At 59.0% G+C, this 15,682-nt stretch carries 22 protein-coding genes; 3 read left to right on the top strand and 19 right to left on the bottom strand.

What is annotated here, in order from left to right:
• Positions 1–70: 70 nt before the first annotated feature.
• A complete protein-coding gene (locus AACY18_RS04330; RefSeq protein ID WP_221732510.1) occupies positions 71–997 on the top strand; it encodes a LysR family transcriptional regulator in 927 nt (308 codons plus the stop codon).
• Here AACY18_RS04330 and AACY18_RS04325 read toward each other — a convergent pair.
• The 3 genes from AACY18_RS04325 to AACY18_RS04315 all read right to left on the bottom strand — a co-directional run bounded on the left by AACY18_RS04325 (position 994) and on the right by AACY18_RS04315 (position 3,051).
• Positions 994–1,356: a diacylglycerol kinase gene (locus AACY18_RS04325; protein ID WP_236190235.1), complete on the bottom strand. Its 363-nt coding sequence runs from the start codon at positions 1,354–1,356 to the stop codon at positions 994–996. The genes AACY18_RS04330 and AACY18_RS04325 overlap by 4 nt on opposite strands.
• A 74-nt stretch (positions 1,357–1,430) precedes the next feature.
• On the bottom strand, positions 1,431–2,081 hold the full coding sequence (gene erdR, locus AACY18_RS04320; protein ID WP_221732508.1) for a response regulator transcription factor ErdR: 651 nt from the start codon (positions 2,079–2,081) through the stop codon (positions 1,431–1,433).
• A 223-nt stretch (positions 2,082–2,304) separates the two neighbouring features.
• Positions 2,305–3,051, bottom strand: a complete 747-nt coding sequence (locus tag AACY18_RS04315; RefSeq protein WP_339464363.1) for a tRNA-uridine aminocarboxypropyltransferase — start codon at positions 3,049–3,051, stop codon at positions 2,305–2,307.
• Positions 3,052–3,240: 189 nt separating this feature from the next.
• Between AACY18_RS04315 and AACY18_RS04310 the strand changes: the two genes are divergently transcribed.
• The gene (locus AACY18_RS04310; RefSeq protein ID WP_339464362.1) at positions 3,241–3,666 is read left to right on the top strand and encodes a PA3611 family quorum-sensing-regulated virulence factor; all 426 of its coding nucleotides are present in this window, start codon (positions 3,241–3,243) and stop codon (positions 3,664–3,666) included.
• Here AACY18_RS04310 and AACY18_RS04305 read toward each other — a convergent pair whose 3' ends face one another.
• Positions 3,667–3,861, bottom strand: coding sequence for a hypothetical protein (locus tag AACY18_RS04305; RefSeq protein WP_339430599.1), 195 nt, complete (start codon positions 3,859–3,861; stop codon positions 3,667–3,669).
• Between the two features lie 349 nt (positions 3,862–4,210).
• Here AACY18_RS04305 and AACY18_RS04300 point away from each other — a divergent pair, with 349 nt between their 5' ends.
• Complete coding sequence (locus AACY18_RS04300; protein ID WP_339430598.1) at positions 4,211–5,329, top strand: LOG family protein; 1,119 nt, start codon at positions 4,211–4,213, stop codon at positions 5,327–5,329.
• Between the two features lie 53 nt (positions 5,330–5,382).
• Here the strand turns inward: AACY18_RS04300 and recX are convergent, their stop codons facing one another.
• The 15 genes from recX to AACY18_RS04225 all read right to left on the bottom strand — a co-directional run bounded on the left by recX (position 5,383) and on the right by AACY18_RS04225 (position 15,665).
• Entirely contained in the window at positions 5,383–5,850 is a 468-nt protein-coding gene (recX, locus tag AACY18_RS04295; protein WP_339430597.1) for a recombination regulator RecX, read from the bottom strand.
• A gap of 9 nt (positions 5,851–5,859) precedes the next feature.
• Complete coding sequence (gene recA / locus AACY18_RS04290) at positions 5,860–6,918, bottom strand: recombinase RecA (protein WP_339430596.1); 1,059 nt, start codon at positions 6,916–6,918, stop codon at positions 5,860–5,862.
• A gap of 83 nt (positions 6,919–7,001) precedes the next feature.
• Positions 7,002–7,502 (bottom strand): CinA family protein, encoded by a 501-nt coding sequence (locus AACY18_RS04285; protein ID WP_339430765.1) that lies wholly within the window; start codon positions 7,500–7,502, stop codon positions 7,002–7,004.
• A 68-nt stretch (positions 7,503–7,570) separates the two neighbouring features.
• Positions 7,571–8,089: a lysis system i-spanin subunit Rz gene (locus tag AACY18_RS04280; RefSeq protein ID WP_339464361.1), complete on the bottom strand. Its 519-nt coding sequence runs from the start codon at positions 8,087–8,089 to the stop codon at positions 7,571–7,573.
• The gene (locus AACY18_RS04275) at positions 8,068–8,634 is read right to left on the bottom strand and encodes a glycoside hydrolase family 19 protein (RefSeq protein WP_339464360.1); all 567 of its coding nucleotides are present in this window, start codon (positions 8,632–8,634) and stop codon (positions 8,068–8,070) included. The genes AACY18_RS04280 and AACY18_RS04275 overlap by 22 nt, the downstream gene beginning before the upstream one ends.
• A gap of 33 nt (positions 8,635–8,667) precedes the next feature.
• The gene (locus AACY18_RS04270; RefSeq protein WP_339464359.1) at positions 8,668–8,922 is read right to left on the bottom strand and encodes a hypothetical protein; all 255 of its coding nucleotides are present in this window, start codon (positions 8,920–8,922) and stop codon (positions 8,668–8,670) included.
• Complete coding sequence (locus AACY18_RS04265; protein ID WP_339464358.1) at positions 8,922–10,082, bottom strand: hypothetical protein; 1,161 nt, start codon at positions 10,080–10,082, stop codon at positions 8,922–8,924. Before AACY18_RS04265 ends, AACY18_RS04270 begins: the two co-directional genes overlap by 1 nt.
• Positions 10,083–10,100: 18 nt before the next feature.
• A complete protein-coding gene (locus AACY18_RS04260; RefSeq protein ID WP_339464357.1) occupies positions 10,101–10,547 on the bottom strand; it encodes a phage tail assembly chaperone in 447 nt (148 codons plus the stop codon).
• Positions 10,548–11,411: a gp53-like domain-containing protein gene (locus tag AACY18_RS04255; RefSeq protein ID WP_339464356.1), complete on the bottom strand. Its 864-nt coding sequence runs from the start codon at positions 11,409–11,411 to the stop codon at positions 10,548–10,550.
• 55 nt (positions 11,412–11,466) lie between these two features.
• Entirely contained in the window at positions 11,467–12,033 is a 567-nt protein-coding gene (locus tag AACY18_RS04250) for a tail fiber assembly protein (protein ID WP_339464355.1), read from the bottom strand.
• Between the two features lie 7 nt (positions 12,034–12,040).
• A complete protein-coding gene (locus tag AACY18_RS04245; RefSeq protein WP_339464354.1) occupies positions 12,041–13,120 on the bottom strand; it encodes a phage tail protein in 1,080 nt (359 codons plus the stop codon).
• Positions 13,121–13,134: 14 nt separating this feature from the next.
• Positions 13,135–13,734: a YmfQ family protein gene (locus AACY18_RS04240; protein WP_339464353.1), complete on the bottom strand. Its 600-nt coding sequence runs from the start codon at positions 13,732–13,734 to the stop codon at positions 13,135–13,137.
• Positions 13,722–14,768, bottom strand: coding sequence for a baseplate J/gp47 family protein (locus AACY18_RS04235; protein ID WP_339430586.1), 1,047 nt, complete (start codon positions 14,766–14,768; stop codon positions 13,722–13,724). The genes AACY18_RS04240 and AACY18_RS04235 overlap by 13 nt, the downstream gene beginning before the upstream one ends.
• A complete protein-coding gene (locus AACY18_RS04230) occupies positions 14,758–15,156 on the bottom strand; it encodes a phage GP46 family protein (RefSeq protein ID WP_221732523.1) in 399 nt (132 codons plus the stop codon). Before AACY18_RS04230 ends, AACY18_RS04235 begins: the two co-directional genes overlap by 11 nt.
• Positions 15,156–15,665: a phage baseplate assembly protein V gene (locus AACY18_RS04225; RefSeq protein ID WP_221732489.1), complete on the bottom strand. Its 510-nt coding sequence runs from the start codon at positions 15,663–15,665 to the stop codon at positions 15,156–15,158. The genes AACY18_RS04230 and AACY18_RS04225 overlap by 1 nt, the downstream gene beginning before the upstream one ends.
• Between the last annotated feature and the right edge of the window lie 17 nt (positions 15,666–15,682).

Raw genomic sequence — 15,682 nt, 5'->3', positions numbered from 1 at the left:
TCGCATTCTAATAGCGCCGACAATATCTGTTAACTGGATTATTAAGATAAGGGTTATCGGTTATATCGATATGCGATTTACTCTCCGTCAACTGCAAGTCTTCGTCGCCGTCGCCCAGCAGGAAAGCGTTTCCCGTGCTGCGGGTCTGCTCAACCTCTCGCAATCGGCGGCCAGCACCTCTATTACCGAGCTTGAGCGCCAATCCAGCTGCCAACTGTTCGACCGCGCCGGCAAACGGTTGAGCCTCAATGCCCTCGGCAAACAGCTGTTGCCACAAGCAGTGGCGCTGCTCGATCAGGCCAAGGAAATCGAAGACCTGCTCAACGGCAAATCCGGTTTCGGCTCGCTCTCCGTCGGCGCGACGCTGACCATCGGCAATTATCTGGCGACCCTGCTGATCGGCGGCTTCATGCAGCGCCACCCGGAAAGCCAGGTAAAGCTGCATGTACAGAACACAGCCAATATCGTGCACCAGGTGGCCCACTACGAAATTGATCTGGGTCTAATCGAAGGTGATTGCAACCACCCGGACATCGAAGTGCAGAGCTGGGTCGAGGATGAGCTGGTGGTGTTCTGCGCCCCGCAGCATCCGCTGGCCAAACGCGGCAGCGCGACCATGGAAGAGTTGACCCATGAGGCATGGATTCTGCGTGAACAAGGCTCCGGCACGCGCCTGACCTTCGATCAGGCCATGCGTCACCATCGCAGTGCGTTGAACATCCGGCTGGAGCTGGAGCACACCGAAGCGATCAAACGTGCAGTGGAATCAGGATTGGGGATTGGCTGCATCTCGCGACTGGCGCTGCGCGATGCCTTCCGCCGCGGCAGTCTGGTGGCGGTGGAAACGCCAGATCTGGATCTGGCGCGACAGTTCTACTTCATCTGGCACAAACAGAAATACCAGACGTCGGCCATGCGCGAGTTTCTCGAACTGTGCCGCGCTTTCACCGCCGGGGTGCAGCGCAGCGACGAGATCGTCTTGCCAACCATCGCTTAAAGCAGAATCACGGCCCACACCAGGGCGATCATGCTCAGCGCAACGAATTGCGCCGCGCTGCCCATGTCCTTGGCGTTCTTGGACAGTGGGTGCAATTCCAGCGAGATGCGGTCGATGGCCGCTTCCACTGCCGAGTTCAGCAACTCGACGATCAGCGCCAACAGGCACACAGCGATCAATAGCGCCCGCTCAACCCGGCTAACATTGAGGAAGAACGTCAACGGAATCAGCACCACATTGAGCAGCACCAATTGACGGAACGCCGCTTCGCCCGTGAAGGCCGCGCGCAGGCCATCGAGCGAGTAACCGGAAGCGTTGAGGATGCGTTTCAGGCCAGTCTGGCCCTTGAAAGGTGACATAAAGTAGAAACCAACCAAAAAGGAGTGGGAAAGCTAGATCAACGACAGTCAAAAAAGCGTGAAGACGCCAGTCATTATTGGCTCGCAATTGACTCAAGTTGTTGCAGAAGCAAAGCAGCCTGCGTGCGAGTGCGCACATTCAACTTGCGAAAGATTGCCGTGACGTGGGCCTTGATGGTCGCTTCCGACACGCTCAGCTCGTAGGCAATCTGCTTGTTCAGCAACCCTTCGCAGACCATCGTCAATACGCGAAATTGCTGCGGCGTCAGGCTGGCAAGGCCATCGCTGGCAGCCTTGGCCTCAGCCGAAACGCTGACCGCCTCGAACGCTTGCGGTGGCCAGAACACGTCGCCATCGAGCACTTTGCGCACGGCCTCCTGAATCACGCTCAGGCCACTGGACTTGGGAATAAAACCACTGGCGCCAAACTCGCGGGACTTAACCATCACAGATGCTTCTTCCTGCGCCGAAACCATCACCACCGGAATCTGCGGGTATTGGCCGCGCAACATCACCAACCCGGAAAATCCGAAAGCACCGGGCATGTTCAGGTCCAGCAGGACCAGATCCCAGTCAGACTTTTCAGTCAGACGCGTTTCCAGTTCGGCGATGCTCGCCACTTCCACCAGGCGCACATCCGGGCCAAGGCCCAGCGTAACCGCTTGATGCAGTGCGCTACGAAAGAGGGGGTGATCATCGGCAATCAGGATGTCGTATGTGGCCATTTTTCAAATGATCCTGTTTTTGATGGCCGGCCCGGAGCATTCGGGTCTGGCCAAAGCAACTCAAGATGCCGCTTTGTAGCGGTATCCACAGGGGCACGTTCAACGCCAATCACTTGCAAACACGGCGTTTCAAACCTTGGCCGCACCCTAATCGGCGCCAAGCATGCCCAGCGAAGACTGGGCGGTCAAGCAGTACGGCCAGCGCGCTGTACAGTATGGGCCACTATTGGGCCAACGCTGCTTGCGGCTTTCGTATAAAGGGTTGCAGCTCGGCGTGGGCCGGGGTTGATTCGTTCACGTCCAATTGCTGTTTGGCACCGAGGTAATGCTGGCTGAACACATCGAAATAGGCGTCCAGCGCCGAGGCGGCGTCCGTATCGCCGGCCAGCTCAAGGCACAACGCCGCCACTTCGGCGGTGCACAGGTGCTCGCTTCGGGTTGAGCGGCGCAGGCGGTAGCGCGAGAGTTTGTCGGGCAACAGACTGAGAATCGGCAGGTGATCGAAGTACGGACTCTTGCGAAAGATTTTCCGCGCCTCGGTCCAGGTTGCGTCGAGCAAAATGAACAGCGGCCGCTTGCTGCCATCAGCCGCGACGGTATTGGTCACTCGCGATGGCTCGACGTATTCGCCGGGAAACACCAGATACGGCTGCCATTGCGGATCGTTGAGCAGCGCCAACATCTGCGGGTCCGGCTCGGTGCGCGACCAGATGAACGCATGGTTATCGCTGACCACATCAGCTATCAGCCAACCGGTGTTGCTCGGTTTGAACACTTCCTTGCCGGTCATGATCAGACACACACCGGAACGGGTTTCGACGCTTGGCCGCCAGGCGCACAGGCAATGACTGATGATCACCCGGCAGTCGCGGCACCGCTCGGAGCGAAAACCTCGCGCCTGAATCGGCTTGATGCCCGCGTCCTCGCGCTCATCGCGCAGGCGGGCTACAGCGTTGGGGGCATGATTCATCGCGGGGACGACCGGCAGACAGGAAAACTCGACACGAACAACACTCGGCAGGGCAATAAAGGCCGGCAGTTTACCAGAGCGGCGGGCACAAGCCTGTACCGTCCAGACCGGCTCCCCTATAATTCGCCGCCACTGAACGCACAGCCCCGTGGCTGGTCGAACCACCAGTCACCGAATCAGGAGAGTTTCATGCTGCGCCTTATCGTTCCCACCGCTGCCATTGTGCTGGCGTCGTCCTTCACCGCTCAGGCGGCGTCCTTGAGTGAGCAGAATCTGAACAGAGAGCTGCGCAACGTCGCCGCTCAAAGCAGCGTCGGTACGCCACGGGCCATCAATGAAGACATTCTTGATCAGGGCTACACCGTTGAAGGCACGCAGTTGATCAACCACCTGAGCGTGCAAAAGAGCCACGCCGAGAAAATGCGCGCTGATCCCAAAGCCGTATATTTCCAGCTGGGCACCTCGGTTTGCAACAACCCGTCGTACCGCAAGCTGATGGCCAAGGGCGCGATCATGCGTTACGACTTCACCGAAGTGAAAACCAACAAAGCGATCGGCTCCGCCAGTTACCAGGAATCGGATTGCCCGAAAGCCGCACCGGCGAAAAAGAAGTAATCATCGCGAATTGGCGCGCCGCTGTTCATCCTCGGCGCGTAGCTCAGCCAGCAAGGCCTGTAAATAGTGTGAACGGCGCTCTCCTCCCGCCAACCGCCGGCAACATTCATCTTCGAGACTGACTTGATGGGTCTCGGCCGATGCTTTCAACATCCGATACAGCTGCGTATCGATTTCCAGAATCACTCTGGGCATATGTCCCGCCTCCTTGCCAACCGCAAATCCTTCAATAGCGCGCACCTTGCGTACTGTCGTTGACGCAACGTTGTCGTACGGTGCCTGTAAATCAGTTAATCAGAGGGTTTGCCGCTCGGCGCACGTTCGGACGAGCGGTGCTGTCATCGCGTAAAAATCAATCAGCGATTGCCAGTCTGGACGTGCGGCGCAATGATCGAGTCGGCGCAATCGCGCACAAGGGTCTAGATTCAGAGTATTCCCGATCACTTGTTAACGGCAGAAAAGGAACTGCCGACTGTGTGTTTTTGCAGCGCGGCACTGACGCCGCTCGTCAGGGCCACAAGCTCTGTGCAGAAGGAGACGTTGAATGCCTTACCAACCGAATGACCTCTTAAGCCGTCATTTTCAGGAAAGCGGCCCCGACCTCGTCATCAAGGTCGAAGAACAACTCAACCGCGTTTCACCCAATAGCCCCAATATCCCTATCTATCGCGACATGATCCTGACCGTGCTGCGTATGGCTCAGGAAGATCACAATCGATGGAATGCCAAGATCACCCTGCAAGCCCTGCGCGAGCTGGAGGAGGCGTTTCGGGTGCTGGAGCAATTCAAGGGCCGACGCAAAGTCACCGTCTTCGGCTCGGCGCGCACGCCGGTCGAACATCCCCTGTACGCCATGGCCCGGGAACTCGGTGCAGCGCTGGTGCGCTCGGAAATGATGGTCATCACCGGGGCAGGTGGCGGCATCATGGCCGCCGCGCATGAGGGGGCAGGTCGCGATCACAGCCTGGGCTTCAACATCAACCTGCCCTTCGAGCAGCATGCCAATCCCACCGTGGGCGGCACCGGCAATCTGTTGCCCTTCCACTTCTTCTTCACCCGAAAGCTGTTCTTCGTCAAGGAAGCCGATGCACTGGTGCTGTGCCCTGGCGGCTTCGGCACGCTGGATGAAGCACTGGAAGTGCTGACGCTGATTCAGACCGGTAAAAGCCCACTGGTACCGGTGATACTGCTGGATGCACCAGGGGGCACCTTCTGGCAGGGTGCGATGGATTTCATCCACCAGCAACTGGCGGACAACCACTACATCCTGTCGACCGACATGAAACTGATGCGGCTGGTCTACTCGGTCGAGGAGGCAGTAGAAGAGATCAACCAGTTTTACAGCAACTTCCACTCCAGCCGCTGGCTCAAGCGCCAATTCGTGATCCGCATGAACCACAAGCTCAGCGATCAGGCACTGGCGCATCTGCAGGAAGCCTTTGCCGACTTGTGTTTGAGCGACCAGTTCCATCAACACACTTTCAATGGTGAGGAACACGACGAGGCACAGTTCAGCCACCTGACGCGATTGGCATTCGCCTTCAATGCCCGCAATCACGGACGCTTAAGGGAGCTGGTGGACTACATCAACTTGCCGGAAAACTGGGCCCATTCCAAACCACAAACCGCGCAACGCAACCGAGAGCCTTCGAAGGTAATTTGAAGGAAAAAAAACGGCCCGCTATTTTCATAGTGGGCCGTTTTTATTTAACCGTTTTAATCGTCCATCCCTCTGCCGCTGAACAAGCGGTTGATCATCTCCATCGAGAAGCCCCGATACGCCAGGAACCGACCTTGTTTGGCCCGCTCTTTGGCATCAATCGGCAGATGCCCGGAGAACTTTCGCTGCCACGTGTCCCGAAGTTGTTCCTGCCAACTGATACCACTTTCGCGTAAGGCGAGTTCGATATCGGCACGTTGCAAACCGCGCTGGCTCAGTTCCTCACGGATTCGCAGAGGGCCATAACCGGAACGGGCGCGGTAGGAAACAAAGCTTTCAAGGTAACGAGACTCCGAAAGCAGCCCTTCTTCCGTCAAACGGTCCAGGGCTGTTTCGATCATCTCCGCCGGAGCGCCGCGCTGACGCAGTTTACGCGTCAGCTCGACTCGACCGTGCTCACGACGTGCGAGCAGGTCCATGGCGGTTCGCCGCACCGCGACGAGGGTATCGAGTACAAGTGTCATTCAAAGGCTTCAAACGTCGACATCGGCCTCGGCCATATCGTCAACCTTGTCCTTGGCCAGCGAAGCCTTGACGTCTGCTACGGGGGCCAGCAGCTTGTCACGCAGTTGTTTCTCGAGCTTGGTGGCGATTTCAGGATTGTCCGCGAGGAACTTGGCCGAGTTGGCCTTGCCCTGACCGATCTTGGTGCCTTCATAGGCATACCAGGCGCCGGACTTCTCGACGAAACCGTGCAGCACACCCAGGTCGATCATCTCGCCATTGAGGTAGATGCCCTTGCCGTAAAGAATCTGGAACTCGGCCTGACGGAACGGCGAAGCCACCTTGTTCTTCACAACCTTGACGCGGGTTTCGCTACCCACCACTTCGTCGCCTTCTTTCACTGCACCAGTACGGCGGATGTCGAGACGGACCGATGCGTAGAACTTCAACGCATTACCACCGGTGGTGGTTTCCGGGCTACCAAACATCACGCCGATCTTCATACGGATCTGGTTGATGAAGATGACCAGGCAGTTGGCGTTCTTGATGTTACCGGTGATTTTACGCAGCGCCTGCGACATCAAACGGGCTTGCAGGCCGACGTGCATGTCGCCCATTTCGCCTTCGATTTCAGCCTTAGGCACCAATGCCGCCACGGAGTCGACGATGATCACGTCAACAGCGTTGGAGCGCACCAGCATGTCGGTGATTTCCAGGGCCTGTTCGCCGGTGTCCGGCTGGGAAACCAGCAGGTCGTCGACATTGACGCCCAGTTTGCCGGCGTACTCAGGGTCGAGTGCGTGTTCGGCGTCGACGAATGCGCAGGTCGCGCCGGCTTTTTGAGCCTGGGCGATCACGGACAGCGTCAGTGTGGTTTTACCGGAAGATTCAGGACCGTAGATTTCAACGATACGGCCTTTTGGCAGGCCGCCAATGCCGAGTGCAATGTCCAGACCCAGAGAGCCAGTGGAGATGGATGGGATCGCCTGACGGTCCTGATCGCCCATACGCATTACGGCACCCTTGCCGAATTGACGTTCGATCTGACCCAGGGCCGCAGCCAAGGCTTTCTTCTTGTTGTCGTCCATTAAAGTCCTCACGTAATCAATAAGGCCTGACGGCCAACACCTGTATAAGTAGCCAGTATTATTCCACAGCGTTCGTGGATCGCCTACCCCTGATTTTCGATTTCTCTTGCCGCTAGTCGCAGGAGCCCCTCTAGCGCGGCCTTCACCGTTTGTCGGCGGACTTCATCGCGGTTACCGGCAAAGTGCTGAACCTCGCTGCAAACCGCGTCGCCGACGCCCCACGCCAGCCACACCGTGCCCACAGGCTTGTTCGGTGTACCACCGTCGGGGCCGGCCACACCGCTGACGGCCACGGCGAACCGCGCCAGGCTTTTGTCCTGGGCGCCGCACACCATGGCCTCAACCACTTCACGACTGACCGCTCCCACCGTTTCGAACAACTCGGCCGGCACATTCAGTTGCCGGGTTTTCTGGCGATTGGAGTAGGTCACATAGCCGGCCTCGAACCACGCCGAGCTGCCCGGTATCCGTGTGATGGCTTCGGCAATGCCGCCGCCGGTGCAGGATTCGGCCGTGGTGACGTGGGCATTGAGCACTTGCAGGCGTCGGCCAAGTTCGGCAGCCAGTTGGGTGATCTCTTTCAAGGTGCTCTCCGGATCGCGTGGAATGCGTACCACCGTACACGAGCCGGTTGCGCTTTCAATACACAGACTCATTCAAAATGTTCAGGCGCCAATGCTCTGACATAGGCCTGACAGGCCTGCAAGGCAATCAGTCCGCGGTCGCCGGTGTCGGTGATGGCGATAATTCGTTGAGCATGCGCCGGGTCAAGTCGGGCGCGTACGGTTGCATGATCCACGCTGCCGGTACCGGCGGTGGCTGGCACCCGGCAGCCTTGGGCAACGTCGCCGGTGTCGAGAAGGACTGACAGGCGCAGATCAGCAGTGGCAAGACGATCGCGCAGGCGATCCTGATCACGTTGGGCATCGCTCATCGCTCGATAGTGGGTTTGTTCACTGGCCGCAAGGCGTTGCTCCAGCGCCAGACGTTTATCCTGTTCGGCCTGTTGTGCGGTGGCGGCGGCCGTGGTCTGTTGATTGAGCGTTTCGGCGTTTAACCGAGCCTGCTCGGCCAACTGCCGACCGTAACGCCAGTCCTGAAACTGCCAGGCCAGCGCCGCCGCCCCGGCGGCGAGCAAAACAACGCCAATCACTCGCCAGGGGATTGGCATAGCACCGCCCTCGCCCGCGCCCAGATTTCCAGCCGATCCTGCAAACCGTTCAACCCGCCGTTGATGCGCCGGGTGATCGTGTTGAACTGGTCGCGGTCGGCCAGTTCGTTCAAGCCATTCTTTTCCCAGAACCACGCGGCGGATTCGGCCGCCCATTGCGGTTGTTCCAGCAGTTCCGGCAAGGACAGCAAACGCTCATCGCCGAACAAGCCGAGGCTGCATTGGCGATAGTTGGCGCGACCGGTGATCTGGATCAGCCCGCGACCGCGGTACCTTTGCCCGTCACCATCGGCCTCAAGCGTGTTGCCCAGCCGTAACGCCAAGGTGCCAGTGTCGTACTTGCTCAGGTACTGGTTGTTGCCCAACTCGCGCACGTACCGCAACTGGCCCGACTCGTGGCCGATTTGCGCGAGGAATGCAGCGATACGTTTGGGCGTATCGATCCGACGGTTGGCCATTGCGCTGTTGAGCGCAGAAACAAAAACGCCCGCTTGGGTGCGGGCGTTGGGCATGATGTTGATAAGGTTGTTTTCAGTTATTTGCATAATGCGTAATCCTCCCTGGATGCCCGGATTGAATCATGGTTGGCGGCCAATGCCTGCCAGCCATTTTCTTGCCAGAGTTTTCAGAGTGCTGTTCTGGACATTGTCCTCGGGCGGCGAATACACCCAGCCAAGAGTGCCAAAGTTCGCTGTCCATTCGACTTGTGGCGCTGGAGTGATAGCGGTGATGTCATTCCAGAGCAAATCCGGGTGAAACATCTCGACCATATTGCCGTCAGTCGAGAACAGTTCGACCACCGTGTTATTGGCGATGCGCGCGTAGGTTTTCATCAGGCGTACTCGTAAATGATTACGGCACCCGGACCACCGGCCCCACCTTGTCTTCCAGGTCGGTTAACCGAGTTACCAATACCGCCCGCTCCGGAACCGTAGCCGGAGCCCGGCGCCGCCGCCACAGACAAGGCGCTGCTGCCATATCCGCCGCTTCCCAATGGGGAGCTAGCGCCGTGCCCCGCAAGCACCGAGCCGTTGACGCAGATACCCGGGCTGCCTGCGGCTCCCGCCGTGCTGACAATATTGCCGCCAGATGGGGCCTGGTTTGGAAAACCGCCCGTATACAAACCGAACCCAGGTAATGCCAGCAATGCGACCCCGTTACCACCCCCACCACCCGGAGCAGAAACAAGCGATCCGACCCCGCTCCCGGCACTACCACCGTTACCTTCTGCTATAGGCCCGCTCGCGCCTGCGCTGCCTATCGTGATCGTCTGACTGCTGCCAATCGCTGCAGAATCAAGCCAGGCTTCTGCATATCCGCCCGACGCACCACCACCCGAGACAGAAATCTGATTGGAGCCTGTTGCAGGAATGCCCGCACTACCACCACCACCGCCAACCATTTTCACCAACACATTTTTCATGCCCACGGCGGGCACATATGTCCCGGATGCAGTAAACGTCTTCACCCCCAACAACCGCCCACTCAATGCGATACCACCGCTCGCATAAACCAAAACCCAGCTGTCCAGCGCCGCGCTGTACACCACCGCGCACACACTGCCGCCAACAATCTCCGCCGGGCGCAACGCACTCAGCGCCAGATTCACCAGCGGCTTGGGCAGCAAACCATTCGGCGCAAATGTACTCGCCCCGGTGTTGGCATTACCGGCGGTGAATCGCAACGCGAGGCCATCCTTCAGCGCCGTGATAGGTGGCGCGTAGTTGGCCATGTAAAGGTTGGCGGCACCGAGATCGGACGCATGTTTATCTTCGCCTGCCTGACTGAGCTTTTTCACCGCTTGCAGCACTTGCGTGGCATCGGTTTCGCTCGGTTCAAGCCCAGCGGATTTGACGACATTCAACAATTCATCGGTAACGCTATTGCCCCAGGTAGCCGGGATCAAAGATCCAGGCAATCCTGCGATGACGTCTTCATTGACGAACTTGCCGTTGACCAGCCCTACGCTGGGAACACTTTTTGGATAATCCATTTCCACATCCCTGATGATTTAGCGCGCAGCAGCCAGCCACTTCGGCGCTACCGGCCGATGCTCGCTGAACGGAAAAAAAGAACCTTGCGGCCAGTCCCGCAACTCACGGCGATAGGTTTGCAATTCAGCGTATTGCTCGGTGGTCAATGTAGTGCCGCCGCCGTCCTCGAGTTCATCGCGGTCACGTGCCACCAGACCATCAGTGGCGGCCAGTTGCGCGGTGCGCCAATGACGCTCAGCGTCGGCGGCTTCCTCTGCTGAAGGCGGTGGCGGGTCAACGAGAATGGGAAAGCCGTTATCCGCCCGTACACCAATGACTTTTGCAGAGACCGACAGTTGCTGCAGAAGCGAGGTCCAGTAGGCTTGAGGTATTTCGATGACATCGTCGGGAATCTCCGACAAATGGATACCCGGTACATAAACGCCCCGGGTGCTGGCGCTGAAGAGAACACTGTAGACGTTCATTCAATAACCCTTCACCTGATAGTGGACAGTCCAGCCGGCTGAGACCGTACCGAGATAACTGCGGATTTTCAGATGGCACCCGAATTTGTTTGCCGACGGGTTGCCATTCAGAATAACCATGGCGCTATCGCCCCCGGCATGAGTCGCCACGATGTTGCTGAATGCATTGGGGAAAGCGATAGGGAATACGACATTGACATCGCCATTGGCGTCCGAAACTGCCGCCCCCCACTGCTCGATAACGCCGCTCGCAAACCGCTGATAGCCGGCATCGCCAAAGACACCGGAATGAGCCGACGCGAACCGGTCGCTGACCGAGCCGCCGTAGAGGCGCCAGTCGCCGCCTGTACGGAACAACTGTGCGGAGTCACCGATACCCAGTACCAGCGTTCCCACCGTATTGCTGCTGACAATACGGTCGTTCGGCGCCGGGTTGATCGTCAGCACACCGGTGCCAAGATTAAGGATGGTCAGCGTGCTTGTGCTCATGACACTGGTGGTAACCGGCATCGTGGCCGTGACCGCCGTGCTGCTGTTGAAACTCACCACTCCGCCCGCTTGAGCCGCTGTCAAAGCAGCGCTGGTCGCATAGGTCGAAAATCCTGAAAACTGCGTACCGCTGCGGTTTACAAAACCGGTGGTGGCAACGTTCTGGCTGTTATCAAACTGTGGCGGTGTTGCAAACAATCGGTTGCTGCGCAAGGCCGTCAGCAGCTGATCGGTTTTGGCTTCTGACGCGGTGAGGCCCGCTGCCTGGATGACATTCAGCAACTCCTGGGTAACGCCATTGCCCCAACTGGCCGGTATCAACGATCCCGGTTTGCCGGCGATTGGGTCTTCATCGACAAACCGACCGTTGAGCAAGCCGGCACTCGGGACACTGTTTGGATAGTCCACTATCCTTCTCCTTGTGTGTGAATCAGGTGTCTACCGTCGTTCCGGGTGCAACGGGCCAGATGATTTCCTCGGGGAAACCGGCCTGCTTTTCGATGCGGTTGAGTTCAACGCTGTAGAGTTTCCATTCGATCAACAGAAGCTGTTCGTCATGACTGGCATCGCCGATGTCTTCGGCGTATTGAAGGGGCGCGATGCGCAGGACGGCGTCGCGAAGTAACGTGTCTCGCAAGCGGAACACATCGACTTTGATCGCAAATACGCGCGCGGTTTCATCGAGTTTCCAAGTGTTCTCGATCCAGAAGTAACCGTCGCCCGGCCACGGTTCGGCAGTGAGTTCGTCTGGTAACTCTCCCGGCTCACTCCATATCTGCTTTACTCCGTTTTCCTTCCGATACACCGCACCTCGACGGTCTATCACTTCACGGGGAACGTTGTTCACCAATGTCCAGACACGGCCACTTTCAGGCGCTGGTAATTTGAATGAAAGTTGAACGGCATTACTCGGCAGTTGGACACCGAGGCCTGGTGTAACAGCAAATTCAACAGGGCCATTCAAGAAGCCCAAGTGATCAATCAGATAATTAAACATGGGCACCTCAGATAAGTTTGATTCGACCCGGATAGGCAATATTTCGAGGACGCGTGATACCGCCATGGTTCAACAACTCAGAGTCTACGATTGGCGTAACCGGCGCTGCAGGTGTGATGTATTTGACTGTAGCGCCCGCGTAATCGGCGTAGTTGCCCATGTCGAGACCCAACTGGGTTTTCTGGGAAATGATGTGTGTCGCGAACAAAATATTGTCGGCAATCCCATTGTCGCCCTGAACCAAAGAGCCTTTTTGCCAAGACCCCGGTGCACGTCCGGTATCGACCAGACCGCCTTCGGCCAGTACGCGCAAAAACTCGCCACGGGCCTCTGGCAGACGAAAAGTCGTGGCGCCGTCTCCAGGCGTCCACGCACCACCTCGATCGGCTTCCGAACGCAACATGCCCGACTGCTGCGCGTGATCCCAGAGCCATGGCCATTCCGAGCGATTCAGTAACGATCCATTCAGCGCGGCATAGCCACCGGGCAGTACTGCCAGCGTGGTCTCAAAGGCGATGTACCCGAGTGAGGATCCGTCCAGACGACCGACTGGCCACCAATTGCCCGATGTATCGCTGCGTAAATGCCACCAGTCACCCGCTCCCATCAAAACGAGAAACGGATAACCCGAAGCATTCAGGTGGGTGTGAAACTTGATCACATCGCCGCTTGAACTTTGCACGACCAAGCGATTTCCACTGTTATCGACACGCCGCACAATGACGTCACGTACCCCTAAGCTGGCATTGGCTGGCGGCAGACGTACACTCAGCGATCCGGCCCCGGCATCGATCAGAACCAGACCAAGCTCTTCACCAGTCAACAACCTCGACGTGCCTACCCGAGTGATGACCGAACGCATCGGACTGGCTTTGCCAACAATCGCCTGTATCGCCTTGAACAACTGGCCGTTATCCGCTTCAGAAGCGACCAAGCCGCCACCGGTAATCACACTCAGGATCTCCTGAGTCACACTGTTGCCCCACACCGCCGGAATCAACGACCCCGGCGTCCCCATCAACGGGTTCTCATCAACAAACTTCCCATTCACCAACCCGGCGCTGGGCACACTCTTCGGATAATCCATCCCTTCATTCCTCCCTAGTCATAATTGATGTGCACCTTGGTATGCGCCGGTGCGCTGCGGTGGATCAGGCATTCCAGTGCCGAGCCTGGGTTGACGCCGAAGCGCTCGCCCCAGTAGCTCGCGCCGAATCGCCGGCCGAGCAACAGCCGTCCGCCGGTGTTGAGCGTCCACATGAACTGCGCTTCCCACGTGCCCCAATGCGCGGCACCGAAGCGTGCACGGCCCATGCGTGGGGCTTCGTGTTCGGTGATGCTGGCGTTGGGGTAGCCTTGGCTTTTGGCGATTTCGAGGTAGTAGCCGACGGCCTGGCTGCCGACCGCGAGCAAACGGCGGCATACGGCGAGGCGGCGGTCGTCGAACAATGGCGTGGCGCCCAGGCATGGGTCGGGCAGGTCCATCACCCGCTCCCAGTCCGGCACCAGTTCGCTGACGCCTGCCGGGTCCATCTCGTTGAGCAGGTCGGCGGCGCGGGCGTCGAGGCGGGCCAGTTCGACGGCGACGCCTTGCAGCACTTCTTCGAGTTCCGGCACATGCTCCGGGTCCCATGCCGGGCCGCTCGGCAGCAGGGCGTGCAGTTGCGCCTGATATTGCGCGGCGGTTCTTATGCCCCCCATACGCAACCTCCGAAGGTCAGCAATTCGCTTTGACCGGCCGGTACATCAGCGGCCGGTGCGGTCAACGTGTGATCGTATTCACCGCCGGCACTGCTGATGGCTTCGCGGATATGGCTGATCAGCAACGGCACACCCAGATCGGCCTCACGGTTGTGCAGGTCGCGCAATTGCGCTTCAACGGCGGCGCGCACAGCGGTGGTGTCCGGATTGACGCTCTTGAAGCGATAGACCACCGGCACCTGAATCGGCCGCTGCACGTGCACTTCCGCAGTCACCGGACGCAGCGGTTCGATGTAGTCCTGAACCTCGGCCAGTTGCTCATCGTTGGGCACCGGTTGCGGGTCTTCATCACGCATGATGAACACCGTCACTGTGCCTGGCCCGAGCAGGCCGCCACGACACCAGGCGCGCGTTACGCCCGGCACTTCCAGCGCCCACGTCTCGTAGTCACTGGCCGAGCCGCCATGGGGAATCACGCGGTAAGAGCGAATCACCCGCGAGCGCAGCGACTCCAGACTTTCCCGCGCCACGCCGCCGCTGAGACCCGGCGCCAGCACCACGAAACTGTTGCCGACCACGCCGGCAATCGGTTGCACCGGCGTCAGTGCCAGACCCGCGTCGGCATTGCCCAGGCTACCGGCGTCGAGTGCGGCGATGGTGGTGCTGTTGCTGCCATTCACCGTGGTGCGCGCGGTCGTCACTTTGTAGGTGCGACCATCGCTTGATTGCAGCAGTGTGTCGGCGTCCAGAACAGCACCGGCCGTCGCAGTAAAACTCACACTGCCGGTGGCCACTTGCGCAGGTTTGCGCGGCTGATTCAGGCGCAATGCGGCGATGCGTTCCAGGGTCGATTCATCGGCTTTGTCCGGCAAAATCTGCTCGGCAATCCAGTCGAGGTAACCGTACAGGCCATAAGCGGCGCCGCCGAGGGCACGGGCCAGCACTTGCGCATCGGACTGGCGCAGCGAATCGCCGGCCAGGTCGCTTTGGGTGCGCTTGATCAGCACCGGCAGCGAAGGGGTTTCAAACGGCATAGATCACCTGCCAACTGTTATCGGGGTTGATGTCCAGACGTTCGCCGTCGGCCAGGGTCAGGACCGTGCGCAGGTTCAGGCGCTGGGCGTCGAGGCGTTCGCTGATGATGTCGATGGCGCTGCAATGGCCGTCGTCGATCAGCCATTGCAGGGCTTCGCGGGCATAGAATTCGGCGTCCATCTGGGTCTGGCGGGTCAGCTTGACCCGGCGCAACAGCCACAATCGCGAACCGATGCGGTCGTCGGCGACGGTGGGAAATGTGTCGCCCCACCAGCCGTAACGTTCGTCGTCGTCGAGGGCGTCGTCATCGGCGGCACGGCGCCAGGTGAACAGGCTGATAAGCACGGCTCGGGTCAGCGCAGCGTGGAGGTTCTGGCTGATCAACATCATTGGCCTCCTGCCGGTGCACCGGTCTGGCCGTTGCCGGCCTGTACACCGACGTGCACATGTTTGATCTGGCTGATGCCGCCAGCCAGTTGGTCTCCGCTGGAAACGATCTTGCCGGTCTGGTTGATCACCGGCGTATCGAAATTCACAGCGGTCGTGGCGCGGATGTTCAGGGTGGCGGTTTCGATATCGATGATCCGGCCACGCTTGAAGTGAATCTTGTCGCCTTCGTCGGTGTAGATCGCCACTTCACCGGAGGCCAGCGATTGCAGGCGATAACGGCGGTCGGCGATCACCAGGGCGATGGCGTGTGAACGGTCACCGCCGATAAACGTGACAACACCTTCAGCGCCGGCCAGTGGGTTACTGGTAAAGCCGTAAGGTTCGAAGTGCTCCATGTCATCGTTCACTTCGCCAGCGGTGAGGCGCATTTGCAGCGATTGCAGCTTGGATGCCGAATGGGCGAGCACGACAGTGCCGCGCGCCAGCAGGCGTGTCAGTAGGCTCATGAATTGTCCTCAAAGAG

The sequence above is a fragment of the Pseudomonas sp. EA_65y_Pfl2_P74 genome (assembly GCF_963970575.1).
GTDB classification, from domain to species: domain Bacteria; phylum Pseudomonadota; class Gammaproteobacteria; order Pseudomonadales; family Pseudomonadaceae; genus Aquipseudomonas; species Aquipseudomonas baetica_A.
The sequence above is the reverse complement of the archived record's forward strand: the minus strand, read 5'-3'. Positions and strand labels throughout refer to the sequence as shown.

Excerpts from the sequence above, each read along its gene's own strand:
- AACY18_RS04330 (WP_221732510.1), top strand. The coding sequence starts at position 71 with ATGCGATTTACTCTCCGTCAACTGCAAGTCTTCGTCGCCGTCGCCCAG.
- AACY18_RS04325 (WP_236190235.1), bottom strand. The coding sequence starts at position 1,356 with ATGTCACCTTTCAAGGGCCAGACTGGCCTGAAACGCATCCTCAACGCT.
- erdR (WP_221732508.1), bottom strand. The coding sequence starts at position 2,081 with ATGGCCACATACGACATCCTGATTGCCGATGATCACCCCCTCTTTCGT.
- AACY18_RS04315 (WP_339464363.1), bottom strand. The coding sequence starts at position 3,051 with ATGAATCATGCCCCCAACGCTGTAGCCCGCCTGCGCGATGAGCGCGAG.
- AACY18_RS04310 (WP_339464362.1), top strand. The coding sequence starts at position 3,241 with ATGCTGCGCCTTATCGTTCCCACCGCTGCCATTGTGCTGGCGTCGTCC.
- AACY18_RS04305 (WP_339430599.1), bottom strand. The coding sequence starts at position 3,861 with ATGCCCAGAGTGATTCTGGAAATCGATACGCAGCTGTATCGGATGTTG.
- AACY18_RS04300 (WP_339430598.1), top strand. The coding sequence starts at position 4,211 with ATGCCTTACCAACCGAATGACCTCTTAAGCCGTCATTTTCAGGAAAGC.
- recX (WP_339430597.1), bottom strand. The coding sequence starts at position 5,850 with ATGACACTTGTACTCGATACCCTCGTCGCGGTGCGGCGAACCGCCATG.
- recA (WP_339430596.1), bottom strand. The coding sequence starts at position 6,918 with ATGGACGACAACAAGAAGAAAGCCTTGGCTGCGGCCCTGGGTCAGATC.
- AACY18_RS04280 (WP_339464361.1), bottom strand. The coding sequence starts at position 8,089 with ATGCCAATCCCCTGGCGAGTGATTGGCGTTGTTTTGCTCGCCGCCGGG.
- AACY18_RS04275 (WP_339464360.1), bottom strand. The coding sequence starts at position 8,634 with ATGCAAATAACTGAAAACAACCTTATCAACATCATGCCCAACGCCCGC.
- AACY18_RS04270 (WP_339464359.1), bottom strand. The coding sequence starts at position 8,922 with ATGAAAACCTACGCGCGCATCGCCAATAACACGGTGGTCGAACTGTTC.
- AACY18_RS04265 (WP_339464358.1), bottom strand. The coding sequence starts at position 10,082 with ATGGATTATCCAAAAAGTGTTCCCAGCGTAGGGCTGGTCAACGGCAAG.
- AACY18_RS04260 (WP_339464357.1), bottom strand. The coding sequence starts at position 10,547 with ATGAACGTCTACAGTGTTCTCTTCAGCGCCAGCACCCGGGGCGTTTAT.
- AACY18_RS04250 (WP_339464355.1), bottom strand. The coding sequence starts at position 12,033 with ATGTTTAATTATCTGATTGATCACTTGGGCTTCTTGAATGGCCCTGTT.
- AACY18_RS04245 (WP_339464354.1), bottom strand. The coding sequence starts at position 13,120 with ATGGATTATCCGAAGAGTGTGCCCAGCGCCGGGTTGGTGAATGGGAAG.
- AACY18_RS04240 (WP_339464353.1), bottom strand. The coding sequence starts at position 13,734 with ATGGGGGGCATAAGAACCGCCGCGCAATATCAGGCGCAACTGCACGCC.
- AACY18_RS04235 (WP_339430586.1), bottom strand. The coding sequence starts at position 14,768 with ATGCCGTTTGAAACCCCTTCGCTGCCGGTGCTGATCAAGCGCACCCAA.
- AACY18_RS04230 (WP_221732523.1), bottom strand. The coding sequence starts at position 15,156 with ATGTTGATCAGCCAGAACCTCCACGCTGCGCTGACCCGAGCCGTGCTT.
- AACY18_RS04225 (WP_221732489.1), bottom strand. The coding sequence starts at position 15,665 with ATGAGCCTACTGACACGCCTGCTGGCGCGCGGCACTGTCGTGCTCGCC.